The sequence below is a fragment of the Hymenobacter segetis genome (genome assembly GCF_038448715.1).
Lineage (GTDB): Bacteria > Bacteroidota > Bacteroidia > Cytophagales > Hymenobacteraceae > Hymenobacter > Hymenobacter segetis.
Map to the genome: position 1 here is coordinate 50,979 of NZ_JBCEVZ010000002.1, position 18,931 is coordinate 69,909.

Here is an 18,931-nt window from a genome sequence, read left to right on the forward strand (position 1 = left end):
TGCGCCATGCATTTCCCCGTCGAGCTAGCCCTCGGTCCTGCCCGCCTACCCGTGCACCTGCTGTGCGAGGTACTGGCCTACACCCTCGGTTTCCGCCTCTACCAGCGCCTGCGCACTGGCACTCGCGACCGCATCAGCGACGCGCACCGGCAATGGATTTTTGTGGGGGCCGCCGCCGGGGCCTTGTTCGGCTCGCGCCTGCTGGGCTTGCTGGAGCACCCCGAGTTGCTGGCGCACCCGCCCGGCGGCTGGCTCTACTACTTCACCAACAAAACCATCGTGGGCGGCTTCCTGGGCGGCCTCATCGGCGTGGAGCTCACCAAAAAGCGCCTGGGCGTAACGGCCAGCAGCGGCGACTTGATGGTGTTTCCCATCCTGCTGGGCCTTGCCATCGGCCGGCTCGGCTGCTTTTTCAGCGGGCTGGAAGATGGCACCTACGGCACCGCCACCTCCCTGCCCTGGGGCATCAATTTCGGCGATGGCATCGCCCGTCACCCCACCAACCTGTACGAAATCCTGTTTCTGGGGGCGCTGGCGCTGCTGCTGTGGCTGCTGGAACGGCGCACTTCTTTGGCCGATGGCCGGCGGTTTCAGCTGTTTCTGAGTGGCTATCTGATATTCCGGCTGCTGGTGGAGTTCATCAAGCCCACGGCGGCGCTGCCGGGGCTGGGGCTCACGGCGATACAATGGGCGTGCGTGGCGGGGCTGGGGTATTATGTTTGGGGTTGGTTTTCAACACCATCCTCATCCAGATTACAAAAATCTTAATTTCATTAAACGCCCTTTTAAATACGCAAATGCAATTATATCACAAACGCTGGTTGATGAGTATGATGAAGACATCGGGCAGCAAAAGGAAATATGTGCAGAGTGGAGATTTTGCTGATACTAGAAATTCAAAGGCCAAATCAGACCTCGAAGAATTACCTCAGTTTGAAAGCGTAAAATCAAGTCGTAAATTTTACAATGGCAAAATCAATTACGGATTATTAGTAAGATTTTTACGCGGCAAAGTTGGCAACGATTGGGACGAAGTATATTCAGAAATAATCAACCGCATTCCTGTAGCATTACTTGAATATAAAGAAATGATTTTCTGGTTCGTGGCCGACAAGGTTGTGTTCGAGGACGAAAAGCTTTGGAATAAAAAAAACCAGCGTTTTATCTGGCGGGGTGAAGCATACAGCTATTTCAGTCACTACTCACAGATTTATTTGAACCCTGAGTTCATAGAATTTTATGTACATCCTGACACAAACATATTAGAGCACATCCCACAACTTTCATTTAAAAAGCGAGCGAAAACCATCAGGAATTAATTAGCACTGCCGCCTATTTCCAGTCAACTTCCAAAAGGTCTTTTCCCTTAATTGTTTCCAACTTCCGCTCCATGCCCGAACGTCCTTACACCTACTACGATTTCACCCTCAGCCTGTGCCCGCAGTGCCTGCGACGCATCGAGGCCAAAATCGTCTTCGAGGACGGGAACGTGTTCATGTTCAAGCGCTGCCCCGAGCACGGACGTCAAAGAGTCCGTATTGCCACCGATATTGAGTATTACAAAAGCATCCGCAACTACGTGAAGCCCAGCGAAACGCCGCGCCGCTTCAACATGGCCACGCATTTCGGCTGCCCGTATGACTGCGGTCTCTGCACCGACCACGAGCAGCACAGCTGCCTCACCGTCATCGAGATAACCGACCGCTGCAACCTCACCTGCCCCACCTGCTACGCCGAAAGCAGTCCCACCCACGGCCGGCACCGCACCCTGGAAGAAGTGGAAGCCATGGTGGACCTGGTGGTGGCCAACGAAGGCGAGCCCGACGTGGTCCAAATCTCGGGTGGCGAGCCCACGCTGCACCCGCAGTTCTGGGAAATTCTGGACATGTGCAAGCGCAAGCCCATCAAGCACCTGATGGTGAACACCAACGGCGTGCGCCTGGCCAAGGACGAGGCTTTTGTGGCGCGGCTGGCCACGTATGCGGGCGCATTTGAAGTGTATCTGCAGTTTGATTCTTTCCGCGAAAACGTGCTGCTGGCCATGCGCGGCCGCGACCTGCGCGAGGTGCGCAAGCAGGCCATTGAGCATCTGAATAAATATAATCTCAGCACCACACTGGTCGTGACCTTGCAAAAGGGCCTGAACGATGACGAGATGGGCGAAATCATCGACTACGCGCTGAAGCAGAAGTGCATTCGCGGCGTCACGTTTCAGCCCACGCAGGCGGCCGGGCGGCTCGATAATTTCAACCCCGAAACCGACTCGTTTTCGCTCACCGAAGTGCGTCAGGGCATCATCGACCAAAGCCCGGTTTTCTCGGCCGAAGACCTGCTGCCCGTACCCTGCAACCCCGACGCGCTGGCCATGGCCTACGCCCTGAAAATCGACGGCGAAGTATTCCCCCTCACCCGCTATGTGGACCCCGCCGAGCTGCTCCAGAGCGGCGGCAATACCATTGTGTATGAGCGCGACCCGCGCCTGCGCCAGCACATGCTCAAGCTCTTCAGCACGGCCAATACCGTGGATACGGTGGTGCCCGAAATCAACCAATTGCTGTGCTGCCTGCCGCAGGTTTCGGCCCCCAATCTGGGCTACGAAAACCTGTTCCGAATTATCATACTGCAATTCATGGATGCGTATAATTTCGACGTGCGGGCCGTGAAAAAATCCTGCGTTCATATCGTAAGCAAGGATTTGAAAATTATTCCGTTTGAAACGATGAATATCTTCTACCGCGACCAAGAGAAGCTGGCGCGGCTGGAGGAATTGCGGGCCGAACGAATCGGGATTATCTAATGGCCCCAAACCAGGAACCCGGACCACCGCCCGAACGCACACGAGGCAGCGTAAGAGGCCCGCTGTTGCTCAATGCGGGCCTGATGCTGGTGCTCTATCTGGCAGCTTTTGCCGCGACCACTGGCCGGCCCGGCGAAACGGCTTACGCTTATTTCTTTGCGTTGGCGGGTTTGTTTTGCCTCAATGTGTTGGCGGCCATCGGGCTGGCGTTTATGGGCCGCAGTCAGACGGTGATGGGTTGTATTTATTCCGGCATCGGCATTTTTCTGATTGGGCTGGGCAGCTGTGCCTACTCGCTGTCCCACATGCACATGGGAAGTATGCAGTGAGCGACAGCGGCATGTAGCCATACCCTGCCAATCGGCGGGCCAAAGCATCGGATTTACGGCATATCTTGTACTACCAATTGCCAATCAACTAGCCGCTTATCATGCCTCCTACCTTTGGCAGCATTGTGCGCAATAACTTGCTGGCCGTGCTGGCAGCGGCCATAGTATTCGGGCTGGCCGCGAAGCTCGTCGACCAAGCGGCGGCTTTCATTTTCGCGCTGGTCTATTTAGGGCAGGCATCGTTCAACCTGATTCTGGGTTTCACGCACCTGGGCAGCAAGCCCGGTGAGCCTGGGGCCGCACCTTATTTCCTGAGTATGCTGCTGGTACTAATTATTGGTTTTGGGGCGTGCTCAGGCATTTTTGCGCTCGGCGGCGGGCTCGGCAACATGCACTGAGTCGGGCGCGGGCTGGCACTTGGGGCAGGTGTAAGTAGCCCGGCCACCCACGTATTCTTTCTCGATTTTCACCTTCGGGTGGCGCGGGCAAAAGGTGTGGGCATCTGAGCCAGGCGTGGCCGAATCGTCCCACTCGCGGGCGTGGATGAGGAAGGACTTGGGGAAATATTTGTAGTTGGCCTCGTGGTCGATGGCCGTGTTCAATACCAGTTGAATGGCGGCGTGTAGGGCTTTGAACTCCTTTTCCACCAAAGAAGAACCCAGCCGCTCCGGGTTGATTTTGGACTGGAACAGCACCTCATCCACAATCCAGTTGCCGAGGCCGGCGGTGATGCTTTGGTCAAGCAGCAATGGTTTCAGCAGGGTTTTGCGGCGGCTGAGTTTCTGCTGCAATTCGGCGGCGGTGATGGCGAGGGCATCGGGGCCGATTTTCTTGGCGGCCTGGTGGGCGGCGGCGCTCTCGGCGAGGCGAATGCGGCCGAATTTGCGCGGGTCGATGAAGGCGAGGCGCAGGCCGGAATCGTCCAGATGCAGCGCTACGCGGGTGAAACGTGGGGCATCGGGCTCGTCGCGGTAGGCCCCGATGTCGCCGGTCATGCCGAAGTGCAGGACGAGGACTTTGCTGTTGTCGAGTTCCAGAAAGCAGTTTTTGCCTAGGCGCGAGGTGCCGCTGATGGTGCGCCCCACGAGGCCGGCGCGGAGTTGGTCTTCGGGCGTGGCCAGGACGTGGGCATCGTTCACCTGCACGGCGGCGATGGTTTGGCCCACGGCCAGTTCGTCAATAAAGCGGCGGTAGGTTTCGACTTCGGGGAGTTCGGGCACTGTGGAAAGTATTGAGGGTTAGGGGCTGAGTACTGATGCGACATAGAACGTCATGCTGAGCGTAGTCGAAGCATCTCTACTGCGCAACGCAATCCAATCAAAAGGATTACTGCTGCGGTAGAGATGCTTCGACTACGCTCAGCATGACGTTCTTTCTCTGGCCTGTTAACAGAAATAAGCCAGTCCCGGTTGCACCCTGCTCTTACAAATCCCCACGCAGCCCCCCTTCCAGCACCACCACGCCGGTGCCGCCAATCTGCACCGATTCAATAGCCTCGCGCGAACCCTGGATTCGCACCTGCACCGCACCGGCGCGGCCCATATCGTGGCCCTGCTCGGCAATGAACTCGGGCGAACTGATATAGCCGTGGTGCCAGAGGTAAGCCGCCATACCGCCCGTAGCCGAGCCCGTGACGGGGTCTTCCGACACATCGGGCGGGGTGCCGAAGTGGCGGGCGAAGGTGTGGCCTGCCGCAGTCGCGCCGCCCAGGCAAAACAGGTGCGGGCTGAAAAAGTCGCTTTCGGCACGATAGCGGCCGAAGGCGGCGGCATCGGCGACGTGGGCGCGGCGCAGGGCCGCGTGGTCGCGCAGCAGAATCATGAGCTGCGGCGTGCCGGTGCTCACCGTCTGGATAGGCGCGCCGGGCAGCAGGTCGTCGGGCGTGAGGCCGAAGAGGGACAGCACTGATTCCGGCGCGTGGGTGGCCCCGAAAACGGGCTGGCGTTGCGTCATCCAAACCAAAGCCGGCGCACCGGCCGCACCCGGCAGCACATCGACCCGAATGGGGCCATGCAGCAGGTGCAAGGTGAGTGTGAGGGATTCGCCAGAGGCAGGCAGCGCCACGCAGCCGGCGTGTAGCAGCGCCGTGACGGTGGCAATGGTGGGATGCCCGGCCAGCGGGATTTCTTCGGCCGGCGTGAAAAACCGCACCGTGAATTCGGTGCTGCCGGGCGCGGCGCGGTTCACGAAAGCCGTTTCCGACTGGTTGAACTCGCGGGCCAGGCGCTGGCGCAGGGCGGGGCTGAGGTCGTCGGCATCGAGCACTACGGCGCAGGGGTTGCCGCGCAGGGGCTCGGTGGTGAAAGCATCGACGAGCAGGAAAGGGAGTTGGGACATAAGCAGGGGGCCGGTGAGATGGGTAAACCGGCCACGAAGGAACAACAGCACATCAAAACCTAACCCGCCAACCCACAAAAAAGCCGGTCCGCTTGTGTGCAGACCGGCTTTCCATTTTCTACAAAGATGATTTACATCGTATCGTGTAGCTTGGCTACGCGCTGGCCAGCTTTGTCATACACATCGCCGCGGGCGGTGATGAACAGGCGGCGCTGCTGGCCATCGGTGAGCACGAAGGGGAATGTTTGGCTGGTGGTGCGGGTGATGCGGCCCACCACATCGGCGTTGTCGTCGTCGTCCACGCGCACCACTTTCAGGGCGTTGGTGAGGTAGTAGCGCTGGCTGGGGTCGTTGCGGAAAGTGAGCTGGCCCACGAGGCGCACGGCGTCGCCGGAGTTCTGGCTCACTGCTACCATTTGGCCGGCATCATCGGCCGGCATGGTGGGATATTGGCGCACTTGGCGAGCAGGGGTTTCGCGGGACGGCTGGGCCATGGGCGCGGCGGCCACCACGGCCGGAGCGGCCGAGGGCGCGGCGGTGCGGGCGCTGGCTACAATCTGGCCATTGGCGCGCTGCCAGCCCTGGCTGATGGCCGTGAGGCGCGGCGTGCGGCCGGGGTGCGTGGAGGAGCCCTCATCGTCGGCTACGGTAGCCAGGGCGGCCTGGGCCTGGGCCAGGCTGGCCCCCAGCTTGCGTAGCACGAAGCCGGAAAATTCATCGGCTTCCAGCTCATCGGCGGGCTGCGAGCCACCGGCGCGCAGGGTGTGGCCGTTGAGGTGATGGCCCATTTCGTGGGCCAGAATACTGATGCCGGCCCAGTCGGTGTGGCCGGCGCGGTTCACGGCGTTCAGGAAATCGGGGTTGTAGAGCAGGTAGCGCTGGCCGTCATAGACCACGGCGGCGGCGTTGTCGACTTCTCGCGTGGCCCGCAGCTGGAAACGGGCTTTGAGGCCCACAGCATCGGTGATTTCGCGGATAACGTCGGTGGGCGCGGGGGCGGTTTGGGCCTGTGCGGGAGCCGCCAGGGCCAGCGGCAGCGCGAGCAGCAGCGGGGCCGCCAAGCGGCTGATGAAACGAGGGAGGAAAGCCATATCGAAGGAGGAGAAGGGAAATGACTGTTAATTCAAACCTAAAGGCAAGCGCAATGCCAGCTTTTCGGGCAAAAAACCAACTGCAGTGCCTGTTTGCAACCGGGGGAGCTACGGCAGTAAATCAATTTTAGCGCAACAGGAATTGAGCTGGTAATCAAGCAACGGCAGCGCTGTTTTTTATTGCTTTATCGTTGCCTACAGCCCGCTCAAAAGCATGGGAGCTGGCTGTTGAAATAACGATTTTGCCCCGCTGGCAGTTCATTAAACGAGAGTCGTGGCCGGGCAAAAAGGGTTGCGTGATTCCGGCACCGCAATGGGCCGGAGTAGCTTTGCGCCCCGGCCGCCGTAGCCCGGCCCATTTTCCCGTTTTGCCTTGATGAACCAAGCCCACCTGCACCTCATTGTCAACCATGTGCCCATTGTGGGCAGCCTTTTTGCCGCCGTGCTGCTGGGGGCGGGCGTGCTGAGGCATAACCTCGACCTGACCAAAGCCGGCCTGGTGGCCGTGCTGGCTGCCGGCCTACTGTGCCTGCCGGCCCAGCTCACCGGAGAGGGCGCGGCCGCCATCGCCCAAAATCTGCCCCGCGTGAGCCGCGCCCTCATCCACAACCACGAAGAAGCGGCGGAGCTGGGTTTCTGGGTGCTGGAAGCAGCGGCGGCACTGGCGCTGTTCGGGCTGCTGCTGCTGAAGAACAATTCACCCAAAGCCCGCTTAGTAACCCTACTGACGCTGGCGGTGGCCGTACTCAGTTTCGGCCTGCTGGCCCGGGCCGGCAACCTCGGCGGCCTGATTCGACACACCGAAATCCGCGAAGGTTTTGGTACGGCCGACGAGTTATAATTCCCCAAAATCAATCCCCTAGCCCTTCCGCATGCCCTTTCCCTTTTTTGGCGACGATAAATCGACCGTGGCGCGCCTGCTGGCCACGCTGCCCCAAACCGGCACCCTGGACTGGATTGGCCAGCGCCCGGTGCGCCGCGAGCCGCTCGTATCAGTGCCCGAAGCGGAGTTGAAAACCGACTCCCACATGCTCGGCGACCACGCCCGGCCCAAGACGGGCGGCAAGCGGCAGGTCACGCTCATTCAGCAGGAGCATCTGGCGGCCGTGGCCGGATACCTGGGCCTGGATGCACCGCTGGACCCGGCCCGCCTGCGCCGCAACCTGGTGGTGCGCGGCCTGAACCTGCTGGCCCTGAAAAACCGCCAGATTCGCATCGGCGAGGACGTAATTCTCGATATTACCGGCGAGTGCCACCCCTGCTCGCGCATGGAGGAAGAGCTGGGCCCCGGCGGCTACAACGCCATGCGCGGGCACGGCGGCCTCACGGCGCACATTGCGCAGGGCGGCATCATCCGGGTGGGCGATGTGGTGCGCGTGGTGAGTTGATTCCCACGAATATTTTCTTATTTTTAAGTGCGTCGCAGGCATTAGGCAAACGGCTCAGGCATACTTTTTAAACTCATTTTCATCCGGGCACCGGGCCGCAATCGTATGTGCCGCCAACGGCGGCGTGGCCAGCCTGTTCTTGTTGGTTTTAACCCCTCCATTTTCTCTTATACTATGTCCAAACTCCTACTTTCGCGGTCTGCTTCGGGCCAGCGACTAAGTCGCTTTCTGCGTCTTGCCCTGAGTGCGGTGCTATTGCTGACTGGCTTGGTGGCTCAGGCGCAAACCACCATTTACGGCATCGGCACGGTCACCCATACTTTTGCCTACTCGCCCATTTATCCGGCCGGTGCCACGGCGGGCTCGCAGGGCATAGCGGCATTCGACCCGGCAACCGGAGGCCCCAACAACAACTTGTTCTTAATCACGGGCGTGGTGGGCAACCAGAAACTGGTAGGCATTGATTTTCGCCCCCTGACGGGGCAGCTCTATGCTTTAGGCTACGACCCGGCCCTGACAACCAACAACGCCCAGCTTTATACCCTTAACCCCAGAACCGGGGTGGCCATGGCCGTGAGCGCCTCGCCGATTTCCCTGACGCTGGGCGACGCTACGGAGCGCATTGGCTTCAACTTCAACCCAGTGGCCGACCTGGTGCGGGTGGTGAGCTCCAACGATGCCAACTACCGGATTAGCCCGGTAACGGGCCTAGTCGTAACCACCGGCGGTGTTGATGGGCCGCTGGCCTACGCTGCCGGCGACCCCAACGCCGGGCTCAACCCGCGGGTGGGGGGCGCGGCCTACACCAATTCGTTTGCCGGCGCGACCAGCACCATTCTCTACGATGCCGAGAACAAATACGACCTGTCTGCTCCTTCCGGCATTTTGTCAACGCAGTCGCCGCCTAATGATGGCACGCTTAATACGCAAGCCGATATCAGACTGGGCTCGGGCAGCGGCCCGTTCTATGGCATCGACGCGACTGCCCGCATCAACATTGACATTTTCTGGGCCGGAACTTACAACAAGGGCTACTTGCTGGAACTAACGGCTCCTAACGGTTCGGGCTATTCGAGCAGCAACCTCTACGATTTGTCGCTGCCGGCCAGCGCAACCAGCCCCCCCGACCCCACCAACGCCAACCCGGTCGGCTACGGCAGCAACAAGCGCACCCTGGTGCCCGCCAACTTCCTGACGCCGTTCAATCTGCTGTCGATTGCCGTGGCCCCCACGCCCGCCATCACCAGCCTATCGCCTCCCTCGGCCGAGGTGGGCACCCCCGGCCTGACGCTGACTATTAACGGCACGGGCTTCGTGAACTCGACCACGGTGCAGTTCAACGGTTCGGACCGGACGGCCACCTACGTATCGGCCACGCAGCTGACGGCGGTGTTGACGGCTGCCGACCTGGCCACGGTGGGTGCTTACAACGTGACCGTTACCAACCCGCCTTTCCCGAGCACGCCGCCCTCGGCCCCGGCCACGTTTACGGTGACGCCTACCTGCGCGGCGCCGACCAACCTGACGGCGGGCAGCATTACCAGCAGCTCGGCCACGGTGTCGTTCACTGGCAACGGCTCGGCCACGAGCTACACCGTGACGACCTCGCCGACCACCACCACGCAAACCCTGCCTGCTACAGCTACTTCGGCAACCCTCACGGGCCTGACGCCTAATACCAGCTACACGGTCAGCATCACCACCACCTGCCCGAGCGGCACCACCGGCCCAGCTACCGTCACCTTCACCACCAGCACGGCGGCCGCCACGCTGGCCGTGAGCCAGGGTGCCACCAGCTACCCCAGCGGCGGCACGGCTTACAGCTTCGGCAACCAGACGGTGAACACGACCAGCCCGGCCGTATCCTTCACCCTCACCAATGGCGGCACCGACCCGCTGGCCATCAGCAGCATCACCACCACCGGCAACTTCGCCGTAAGTGGCACGGCCCCGACCACGGTGCCCGCTGGCGGTACGGCCACTGTGAACGTGACCTTCACGCCCACGGTGACCGGCACCCGCACGGGCACGCTGGTCATTAATTCCAACGCCACCAACGGCGCCACTTACACCGTGAACCTGACCGGCAACGGCCAGGCCGCCACCCCCAACCCGCAGATTGCCGTAAGCCAGGGCGGGACCGGCATTGCCAACGGCGGCAACTTTACAGGGTTTGCCAGCACGCAGCAGGGCAGCACGTCGGCCCCGGTTACGTTCACCATCAGCAACGGCAGCACCACGGATGCCCTTACGCTGGGGGCTTTCACCTTCAGCGGGCCGTATGCCCTGAGCGGTGCGGCCCCGACCAGCGTGGCCCCGGGCGGCACGGCCACGTTCAGCGTCACGTTCTCGCCCACGGCTACCGGCACCAACACCGGCTCAGTGAGCATTGCCAACAACAGTCAGGCGAATAACCCCTACGTTATCAACTTCAGCGGCCAGGGCACTTCGCAGGATTTGGTGGTGAGCACGCCGCAGGCCGTGCAGGGCAGCTACCGCAACGTAACCATTGTGGGTCCCAACGGCGTTGCTACGCTGAGCGGCCCGCTAACCGTGAGCGGCATGCTGGCCGTGCAGGCGGGCGGCTCGCTCATTCAGAACTGCCAGCCGATTACCGGTGGAGGTAATTTCGACCTGCAAGCCGGTGGCGCCATTGCCATCTGCGACGCAGCCGGGATTGCGACCAGCGGTGCCGTGGGCGCGGTGCAGGTAACGGGCTCGCGCAGTTTTAGCCCGCAGGCCAGCTACCTCTACAACGGCACCGTGGCCCAGGCAACCGGTACGGGCCTGCCCGCGCAGGTGCTGAACCTGGGCGTGCTGAACACCGCAAACGTGACGTTGACCCAGGCCGTGGCCGTGGCCGGCGTGGTGCGCCTGCAAAGCGGCAACCTGAACACCGGCGGCCGCACGCTGACGCTGCTGTCGTCGGCAGCCGGCACGGCACTGGTTGATAATACGGGCGGTGCAGTGGTGGGTACGGCCACGGTGCAGCGCTACATCACGCCCACCTTCAACGGGACGGGCTACCGCCACTACTCGCCTCCCGTGAGCGGCAGCAACTTGAATGACCTGACCACGGCCGGCTACACGCCGGTTATCAATCCGGCTTTTAATACAGTGGGCAAATCGGTGCGGCCCTTCCCCACGGTGTTTAGCTACGACGAGACGCGCGTGAACAGCAGCGGCAGCGGCGGCTCCATTGATTTTGACAAGGGCTACCTCTCGCCCGGCTCGCTCTCGGATGCGCTCAACCCCACGCAGGGCTACACCGTGAACATCTCGGCGGCGGCCAACGTGGACTTTGTGGGCACGCTCAACAACGGTAACTACACGGCCAGCAACCTCACCCGCGGCCCGTACACCGATGCCGGCTGGCACTTCCGGGGCAACCCCTACCCCGCCCCGCTCGACTGGCAGGCCATGGTAACGGCCGGCCGCCTGACGAATATGGAAAATGCGCTGTACGTGTTCAAGAGCAATGGCCAGTACACCGGCACGTATGCCAGCTACATCAACGGCGTGACTGCAAATGGCGGCACCAATATTTTGCCGTCGTCGCAGGGCTTTGTCGTGCGCACCATTGCAGCCGGGCAGGTGGGCAGCATCGCCTTCACCAACACCGAGCGCCTCACGACCAACAACAACACGCCCTTCCAGCGTGGCACCGCCGACACCCGCACCCAGCTCACAATGAGCCTGCGTAACGCCACCGCCGCCACCCAAACGGCCATTTATTTCGACCAGGGCGCGACAACCGGGTTTGATGCCGCCTTCGATGCCGTGGCCCTGCCCTCTTCCAATGGCCTGACCCTGGCCACCGATGCCAGTGGCCAGACGGCCTCCATCAACGGGATGCCCACCCTGGCCGGCACCGCCGATGTGGTGCTACCGCTGTACCTGAGCGCGGCCACCGCCGGCACGTACACGCTCGGCGTCGATAATCTCGCCAACCTGCCCACTGGCTACCACGCCTACCTGCGCGATGCCCTCACCGGCACCTACACCGACCTGGCCACCACGCCCGTCATCAACCTGACGCTGTCGGCCAATGCCGCCGCTGCCGGCCGCTACGCCGTGCTCTTCAGCACGCAGGCCCGCGTGCTGGCTACCGCACCCGCCGCCCTGGCCCGCCTGGCCAGCGTGTACCCCAACCCGGCCCACGGCTCGGCCACGCTGCTGCTGCCGGTGGCCCTGCGCGGCACGGCCGCCACGGCCGTATCGGTAGTCGACAACCTGGGCCGCACGGTGCTCACGCGCACCCTGGCCGCCGGCACCACCGAAACCCTGGACCTGCCGCTGGCCGGCCTGGCTCCCGGCATCTATTCGGTGCAGGCCCGCACAGCCGCTGGCCTCGTGGCCAAGCGCCTGGTAGTGCAATAGGTCCACGGCTTTTTCAGGAATAAAAAACACAAAGCCCCGGCCGTAATGGCCGGGGCTTTGTGTTTGGGGCAACCCTTCTTCCCCGAATTAAAAAACCTCCCGCCAAAGGCGAGAGGCTTTCCAAGCTATGAAAACAACTGTCCCCTGTAAGAGACACTCATTTATGTACGTGAGGCATCGGGGGTTTGGATTGACTAGCGGCATTAATTAGGCCCCATCCATCCGCACAATTTTGGGGGTGAAGGAGCCCAGCACGTCCACCAGCTCGCGTTGGCTGGCCATCACGGTGCGGATGTCTTTGTAAGCCATCGGCGCTTCATCGAGCCCGCCGCCGATGAGCTCGATGCCGTGGTCGGCGAGGTACTTGCGCACCTGCGCTTCGCCCAGTTCGGCCTTGGCACGGGTGCGCGACATCAATCGCCCCGCCCCGTGCGAAGCCGAAGCCAACGACTCGGCCACACCCCGCCCCCGCACGATGAAGCCGGGAGCCGTCATCGAACCGGGGATGATGCCGAGCACGCCCGCACCGGCCGGCGTGGCCCCCTTGCGGTGGGTGATGACCTCGCGGCCATTGGCCAGCCGCTCCTTCCAGGCGAAGTTGTGGTGGTTTTCCACTTTCGCCAGGGGCTTTTCGCCGAGGGCGCGGGCCAGGCGGCGGTGAATCTGGTCGTGGCAGGCCGAGGCATAGTCGCCGGCCAGCGTCATGGCGGCCCAGTACTCTTGGCCGGCTTCGGTGTCGAGGCCGAGCCAGGCGAGGTGCTGGGCTTCGCCGGGCAGTTGGCAAACGTCCTTGGCGAGCTTGGTGTAGCGCTCGGCAATGCCCGCGCCCAGCCCCCGCGAACCGGAGTGCGAGAGCACGCCCAAGTACTGGCCCACCGGCACGCCCAGCTCGTTTTCCACGTCGGTGATTTCGACAATGCCGAACTCCACGAAGTGGTTGCCGGAGCCGGAAGTCCCGACTTGCTCAGCGGCTTTATCGAGCTTGTTTTTCAGAAAAGGGATTTCCTGAAATTCGGCCCGGTCGAGCACGGCGTGGTCCATCCGCTGACCGCGCTCGAAGCCCCGGCCGCTGCCGAAACGGGTGTTTTCGAGCAGCAGGCTGCGCAACTCCTGGGTGCGCTGAGATAGGTATTTGGGTGGTAAATCGAACACCGACAACGCCATCCGGCAGCCGATGTCCACGCCCACGGCGTAGGGAATCACCGCGTTGTCCGTCGCCAGCACGCCGCCGATGGGCAGGCCGTAGCCGTGGTGGGCGTCGGGCATGAGTGCACCAGCCACGGTCACGGGCAGTTTCATGGCCGTTTCCATCTGGTGAATGGCACCGGGCTCAATGTGCTCGGCCCCGAATACGGCGTATTCCTTGCGCTCGACCAGGGCGATGTGGCGGTTGGGCGGTGGCAGCAATGCGGCCGCCGTATGGCTCCAGTCGAGGTGGGTGAGGTAGTCGTTGGGATTGGCAATAAGTTGACCTAGCAAAACCAGCTGGTCGGTTTGAGAGAGTTTTTTGAGGTGCTTGCGCTGCAATTGAGCCAGCGCAAGCCCGATGGCCCGACCTTCGGGAAACCCGAGGGCGCGAAGGTCGTTGCCGCGTAAAATGTTGGCCATAAAAATGGTTTTTGCACGAGGTGGCGGCGCTTATTCGGGCCGTCCTCGTTGTTAATGAAAAGAAAAATAAAACGGGGCTGGGCAACAGGGCGCATCGCCTGCATTATGTGCTCTAACCAACTGAGCTACTGCAAGCCGAAGCGCACAGGCCGGCCTCGAACCGGCGACCCCATAGTCCCATAGCGAAGTATGGCGGTGCTACGGCACCAGCCCGTTTTATCAGCAAAAAACCAGAGCAACAGGCGTCCCGCGTATTGGCCCAGGGGGCCGACGTGACAGGTCGAAGTAGCGCGAGACTACGGCATCCGGCAGTTTGTTTACCATTCGGCTTTCTCCGAAAATTCGGGGCAACAGGCGGCAGGCGTGTCAACCGCAGCCGAGGCCACGGAAGGGGAGTCGAACCCTAAGCGGAGCCTCCGAAGAAGCCCCCTTTCACCAGCGAAGTAACGCCCGCCTACGGCACCCGAACCATAACGGAGCTGGCCGAGGTGGGATGCGCCCTCGCAAGCGAAAGGCGGCATCCCGGTCGGCGACTGCCCCAAGTGGGCAGCCGTCTTCCTCATGTCAGCAGTTTTTAAACGTAATTCATGTCGTTTTTATTGCAAATGCGCATAAGCAAGGGGAATCAGCGGCGGGCTACGTAAGTGAAGGGACTCGAACCCTCGCCGCCAAAGCGGCCACCCAGCACCCCCGAAGTAGGCCACGCCTACGCCACCTTACACCGCGCGGCCGGGGGTTCCGCTTTATTGCCCGGCCATTTTTGCATCAGGTTTTACAAGTCAATTTTCTCGATTTCGGTGAGGGCCGAGCCGCCGTTATCCAGCGCGCTCAGCACGTCGAAAACTTTATCGGACCAGCCGGCGATGAGGGCCACGCCCGTTTCGGGGCGCACCTCCAGCGGCGCGGTGCCGTGCCCGGCCAGGTCGAAGAGGTAGAGGCGGGCATTGGGGCCCACGGTGCGGCGGTAGTCGGCCCAGATTCGGCCAAACACGCCGCTATCGCCGGTGCTGTTCCAGAGCTGACAGTCGGTGAAAATCATCACCTTATCCACCACCTCGCGGCGCAGCAACAGCTCCTGCACTACCAGGTGGCCGTTGGTGGAGTAGCCCACTTCGCCTTCGCGCTGGTAGAGCTCGTCCACGTTGCGCAGCACCGGGCCACGGGGTAGGCTGATGCGCTTCCAGACGTTGCCGAACATGCCGGTAATCACGTTCTGGCAGCGGCTCTGGAGCAACATGCTCAGCACCAGGCCCACGTCGTAGAGCAGCACTTTGCTGCGCGCCGAAATGGGTTGCTGCATCGAGCCCGACACGTCGCAGGCCAGCACCACACGGGTATCGTGCCCGAAACCGCGCAGGTTCACAGCGCTGTGCGCAATGGCTGTTTCCAGAGCGGCCAATACGCTGGCCACATGGCCACTGGGCAAGGCTTTCACCTCCCGGTAAGCCGCCAGGAAACGGAACGGCAGTTGCTTGCTGCGCGCCACCGCAAACCGGTCGGCCAGCGTGTCGCACACTTTCTCCATCGTGGCGGCCGATACATTGGCTTCGAGGATGTTGCGCAGGTTGCGGAGCAAGGCCATGTAGCCCAGCTTACCGCTGCCAATCAGCGTTTCCCAGGTGGTGCGGACGGCCGTTTGCCGGTCCGCATCCGTGGCGTAAGTCTCCTGCCCCACTGCCGACAACTCGGTTTCCCAGGTGTAGGGCGTGGGCAATTCGCCGCGCACCAATTGGTTGAACAGCGCTTGCTGGGCCTCATCTTTCGCGTTCGGGTGAACGAGGAAGAGGGCATCGCGCAGGCGCACCGCACCCTCACGGTCGTACTTGGCCAGCTGGTAGCCGTCGAAACGGTTGAAGCTGAGGGCCAGGCCTTTTTGCAGTTGCTTGGAGAGGCGGTTGAGGATTTTGGTCCCGCCCCGGGCGTTGGCCTGGGCGTAGAAGGCCAGCAGTTCCGTGATTTCGTCGGGGCGCTGCACCACACGGGCCACCAGGCGGCTCACGAGGCTGTCGCCGCGGTGCAGGCGGGCCAGCTCCACGCACAGCACCAGCGGCACCGAGCGCAAATTCAGGCTCTCACGGGCGTACACTGCCAATTGCGCCACGAATCGGGGCTCGTTTTTCGCCACCAAGTCGCGCAAACGATGCAAACGAGTGTCAGCCGTTTCGTAAAATTGGTCACTGAGCGCGGCCGTTGCCACGGCGGCGTACAGCTCTACCTGAGGCGTGAGGGTGAAGGCGGGCGCCCCCTCGTGGTTGACGGTGGGCGCGCTGTTTCGGGAGAAGAAGTTGAAGCGCATATTGGGGAATTTTGGAAAGTGGAAAGGAATGGATTGAACAGGTTGATTAATTCAAAAATTAATTAATGGCCAATTATTATCTCGGCTAATTAATTTGAATTTGAATTAGGCGCACCTCTTCCAGGCAAATAAAAACACGTTTTTATTTGGGAATTAATAACACGAAAAAGCCCGGCTTTTGCGGGCCGGGCTTTTCTATTTCGCATGATTTACGCCGAAGTTATCGACGCATCCAACAAAGAAGAAAAGCACGACCACACCGTTTATCCTGGCCGCAATCGGACCGGAATTGTTTCGGCTCTGGCTGGTAATTGGGACGGATGAGGGGCATGGATTGAATGGGTAAACGGTTGACAAACCGATTAGCAACAAAAAACCCGAGCTTGTGGGCTCGGGCGTGGCGGGTTTTCAGCGGGAGCTGAAATCAGGCAAACGTACCGAGCGGAGACAGCCGTTCTGGCTGCATCTTATCCGAATTACTGGTGAATGTGAAGTGGCGGTACATGGTTGTTTGCTTTTGGTGCGACAAAGGTTAGATATTAATTTTAATTGCGCAAATTATTTTTGAAAATAATTATCAAATATTTCTACAAAGTTTAATTCAGCAGAAATTAACGGCTTTTTATAAAGCAATAAATTCCTTCAATTGACTAGCTACTATTAGCCCGCAGCAACAGAACAGGCACTATTGGGGCCATAATTGCGTACGCACTGGGCAGGCTTTGCTAGTTACAACCAGCCACTGCCCGCACTTTGCTATTTATGCCCCGCCTCGCTACTTCCGATCATTACACCCTCACTCTGCCAGACGGCCACCGATTCCCCATCGCCAAATACGCGCTGATTCGGGAGCAGCTGCTGTGGCAGGGCATAGCCGAGCCGGCCGATTTCTACGAGCCCGGCCTGTGCGCCGAGGAAGATGTACTGCGCGTGCATACCACCAACTATTGGCACCGCGTGCGCGACCTCCAGCTCTCGCCCCGCGAGGTGCGCAACCTGGGCCTGCCCCAAAGCCCGCAGCTGGTGCGCCGCTCGCTGAGCAGCAGTGCAGGCACGCTGCAATCGGCCCTGAATGCGCTGCGCGATGGCATTGGCCTGAACCTGGCCGGCGGCACCCACCACGCCTTTGCCGACCGGGGCGAAGGCTTCTGCGTGCTGAACGACCAGGCCATTGCCGCCGCTTATCTGCTGACGCACGGGCTAGCGCGGCAGATTTTGATTGTGGACCTCGATGTGCATCAGGGCGATGGTACGGCCGCCATTTTCCGCGATGAGCCGCGCGTGTTCACGTTTTCGATGCACGCCGGGGCTAACTACCCGCTGCGCAAGGAACAGTCGGACCTGGATATTCCGCTGGCGCTGGGCACCGATGATGCGAATTATCTGGCGCAGGTATTAGCTACGCTGGAGCCGCTGGTGGAGCATGTGAGGCCCGATTTCATTTTCTACCAAGCCGGCGTGGATGTGCTGGCAACCGATAAGCTGGGCAAGCTGGCGCTCACGCCCGCTGGCTGCCGGCAACGCGATGAGCTGGTACTGGGCTTGTGCCGGGCGCGGAACCTGCCAGTGGCCGTAAGCATGGGCGGGGGATATTCCGAAAAGCTGGCCGACATCGTGAACGCGCATTGCAACACGTTCCGGGTGGCGTTTGAGCTGTGGCCGTAAAGACGGGCCGTACCTTTGCTATCCAATGAAAAAAGCCGATTCCGCGCATCCCGACCGCATTACTGTTCCCGTGCTAACCAATGAGCAGCCCACGGGCACGCTCGCGCAGCAAGCATTCCGGCAAGCCATTCTCGACGTGGAAAATCTGCGCGAGCGGCTGCGCGACCTCCGCGCCGAGCAGGCCGAGGCCCGGCGGCGCTACTGGCAGCAGGTGGGGCCGGCGGCCACTGCCGTGGTAGCGGCCCGCCACGCGCTGTATGCGCCGCTGGAAGAAGCGCTGCTGCTGAGCTACTTCAGCCGCCTGGAAGAAGCCCAGATTACGGGCGTGATTCTGGGCAACGCCCGCACGCTGGAAGACCGGTTTGGGGAAGATGAAGCGGCTATTATCCGCAAATACGCCCCGGCCGGGCACCGCTCCGCAACGGCTAAAAATGCCGCCGAGCGCAAAAAAAGCGAGGATTCGGCCCCGGAATTCATCCCCGACCCTACCCTGCCGCCGCACGAGCAGGCTGCCGCCGCCGCCCGCGCCCGCCGCAAAACCAAGGCCCAGCGCCAGCAGGAAGCCGCCGCGCAGGCCGACCAGAAGCAGCTCGAAACCAACGCCAAAACCATCTACCGCCAGCTGGCCCGCACCCACCACCCCGACCTGGAGCGCGACCCCGAAAAGCAAGCCGACAAAACTGCCCAGATGCAGCGCATCACCGAGGCCTACGAGGCCGACGACCTCTACACCCTGCTCCAGCTGCTGGCCGAATCCGGCCCCGCCGACGCGGCGGCCGACGACGTGCTGGCCCGCTACACCCGCGCCCTGCTCCAGCAGCAAACCCAGCTAAAGCAGGAAATGAACGAGCTGAAATACGGCCCCAACGGCTTCGTCACCACCTCAGGCAAAAAGCAGGAGCTGGAATTGCGCCAGCTCAAGCGCGACCTGCGGGCCGAGGCAGAGTACGTAGCGCACATCGGCCGGCTGCTGCTGGACACCGACGGGCTGCGCGAAGTGCTGCGGCAGCTGGCCGCCGAAGGCCTGGAAACTATCTGAG

Annotated in this window: 14 protein-coding genes; 9 read left to right on the top strand and 5 right to left on the bottom strand. The window is 61.5% G+C overall.

The window, feature by feature from the left end; translation table 11 throughout:
* The first annotated feature begins 6 nt into the window (after positions 1-6).
* The 4 genes from AAFH49_RS01295 (at position 7) to AAFH49_RS01310 (ending at position 3,524) form a co-directional block, all read left to right on the top strand.
* The gene (locus AAFH49_RS01295) at positions 7-768 is read left to right on the top strand and encodes a prolipoprotein diacylglyceryl transferase (RefSeq protein WP_342295395.1); all 762 of its coding nucleotides are present in this window, start codon (positions 7-9) and stop codon (positions 766-768) included.
* Positions 769-1,390: 622 nt separating this feature from the next.
* A complete protein-coding gene (locus AAFH49_RS01300; RefSeq protein ID WP_342295396.1) occupies positions 1,391-2,797 on the top strand; it encodes a radical SAM protein in 1,407 nt (468 codons plus the stop codon).
* Positions 2,797-3,126 carry a hypothetical protein gene (locus AAFH49_RS01305; RefSeq protein ID WP_342295398.1) on the top strand — a complete coding sequence of 110 codons (330 nt, stop codon included), beginning with the start codon at positions 2,797-2,799 and terminating at the stop codon, positions 3,124-3,126. Before AAFH49_RS01300 ends, AAFH49_RS01305 begins: the two co-directional genes overlap by 1 nt.
* A gap of 101 nt (positions 3,127-3,227) precedes the next feature.
* Positions 3,228-3,524: a hypothetical protein gene (locus AAFH49_RS01310; protein WP_342295399.1), complete on the top strand. Its 297-nt coding sequence runs from the start codon at positions 3,228-3,230 to the stop codon at positions 3,522-3,524.
* Here the strand turns inward: AAFH49_RS01310 and mutM are convergent.
* The 3 genes from mutM to AAFH49_RS01325 form a co-directional block, all read right to left on the bottom strand.
* On the bottom strand, positions 3,480-4,346 hold the full coding sequence (gene mutM, locus AAFH49_RS01315) for a DNA-formamidopyrimidine glycosylase (protein WP_342295400.1): 867 nt from the start codon (positions 4,344-4,346) through the stop codon (positions 3,480-3,482). The genes AAFH49_RS01310 and mutM overlap by 45 nt on opposite strands.
* 202 nt (positions 4,347-4,548) lie before the next feature.
* Entirely contained in the window at positions 4,549-5,463 is a 915-nt protein-coding gene (locus AAFH49_RS01320) for a PhzF family phenazine biosynthesis protein (RefSeq protein WP_342295401.1), read from the bottom strand.
* 131 nt (positions 5,464-5,594) lie between these two features.
* Complete coding sequence (locus AAFH49_RS01325; protein ID WP_342295402.1) at positions 5,595-6,554, bottom strand: M48 family metalloprotease; 960 nt, start codon at positions 6,552-6,554, stop codon at positions 5,595-5,597.
* Positions 6,555-6,930: 376 nt separating this feature from the next.
* On the opposite strand from AAFH49_RS01325, the gene AAFH49_RS01330 reads away from it, so the two are divergent.
* From AAFH49_RS01330 to AAFH49_RS01340, 3 genes are all read left to right on the top strand, one after another.
* Positions 6,931-7,395, top strand: coding sequence for a hypothetical protein (locus AAFH49_RS01330; RefSeq protein ID WP_342295403.1), 465 nt, complete (start codon positions 6,931-6,933; stop codon positions 7,393-7,395).
* Positions 7,396-7,426: 31 nt separating this feature from the next.
* On the top strand, positions 7,427-7,942 hold the full coding sequence (locus AAFH49_RS01335) for an MOSC domain-containing protein (RefSeq protein ID WP_342295404.1): 516 nt from the start codon (positions 7,427-7,429) through the stop codon (positions 7,940-7,942).
* A 174-nt stretch (positions 7,943-8,116) separates the two neighbouring features.
* The gene (locus tag AAFH49_RS01340) at positions 8,117-12,322 is read left to right on the top strand and encodes a DUF4394 domain-containing protein (protein ID WP_342295405.1); all 4,206 of its coding nucleotides are present in this window, start codon (positions 8,117-8,119) and stop codon (positions 12,320-12,322) included.
* Positions 12,323-12,529: 207 nt separating this feature from the next.
* On the opposite strand, the gene AAFH49_RS01345 is transcribed toward AAFH49_RS01340, so the two are convergent.
* Together AAFH49_RS01345 and AAFH49_RS01350 are read right to left on the bottom strand one after the other, a co-directional pair.
* Entirely contained in the window at positions 12,530-13,930 is a 1,401-nt protein-coding gene (locus AAFH49_RS01345; RefSeq protein ID WP_342295406.1) for an RtcB family protein, read from the bottom strand.
* Between the two features lie 772 nt (positions 13,931-14,702).
* Positions 14,703-16,226, bottom strand: coding sequence for a TROVE domain-containing protein (locus tag AAFH49_RS01350; RefSeq protein ID WP_342295408.1), 1,524 nt, complete (start codon positions 16,224-16,226; stop codon positions 14,703-14,705).
* 762 nt (positions 16,227-16,988) lie between these two features.
* Between AAFH49_RS01350 and AAFH49_RS01355 the strand changes: the two genes are divergently transcribed.
* Entirely contained in the window at positions 16,989-17,891 is a 903-nt protein-coding gene (locus AAFH49_RS01355; RefSeq protein ID WP_342295409.1) for a histone deacetylase family protein, read from the top strand.
* A 25-nt stretch (positions 17,892-17,916) separates the two neighbouring features.
* On the top strand, positions 17,917-18,930 hold the full coding sequence (locus AAFH49_RS01360) for a J domain-containing protein (RefSeq protein WP_342295411.1): 1,014 nt from the start codon (positions 17,917-17,919) through the stop codon (positions 18,928-18,930).
* Position 18,931 lies beyond the last annotated feature (1 nt).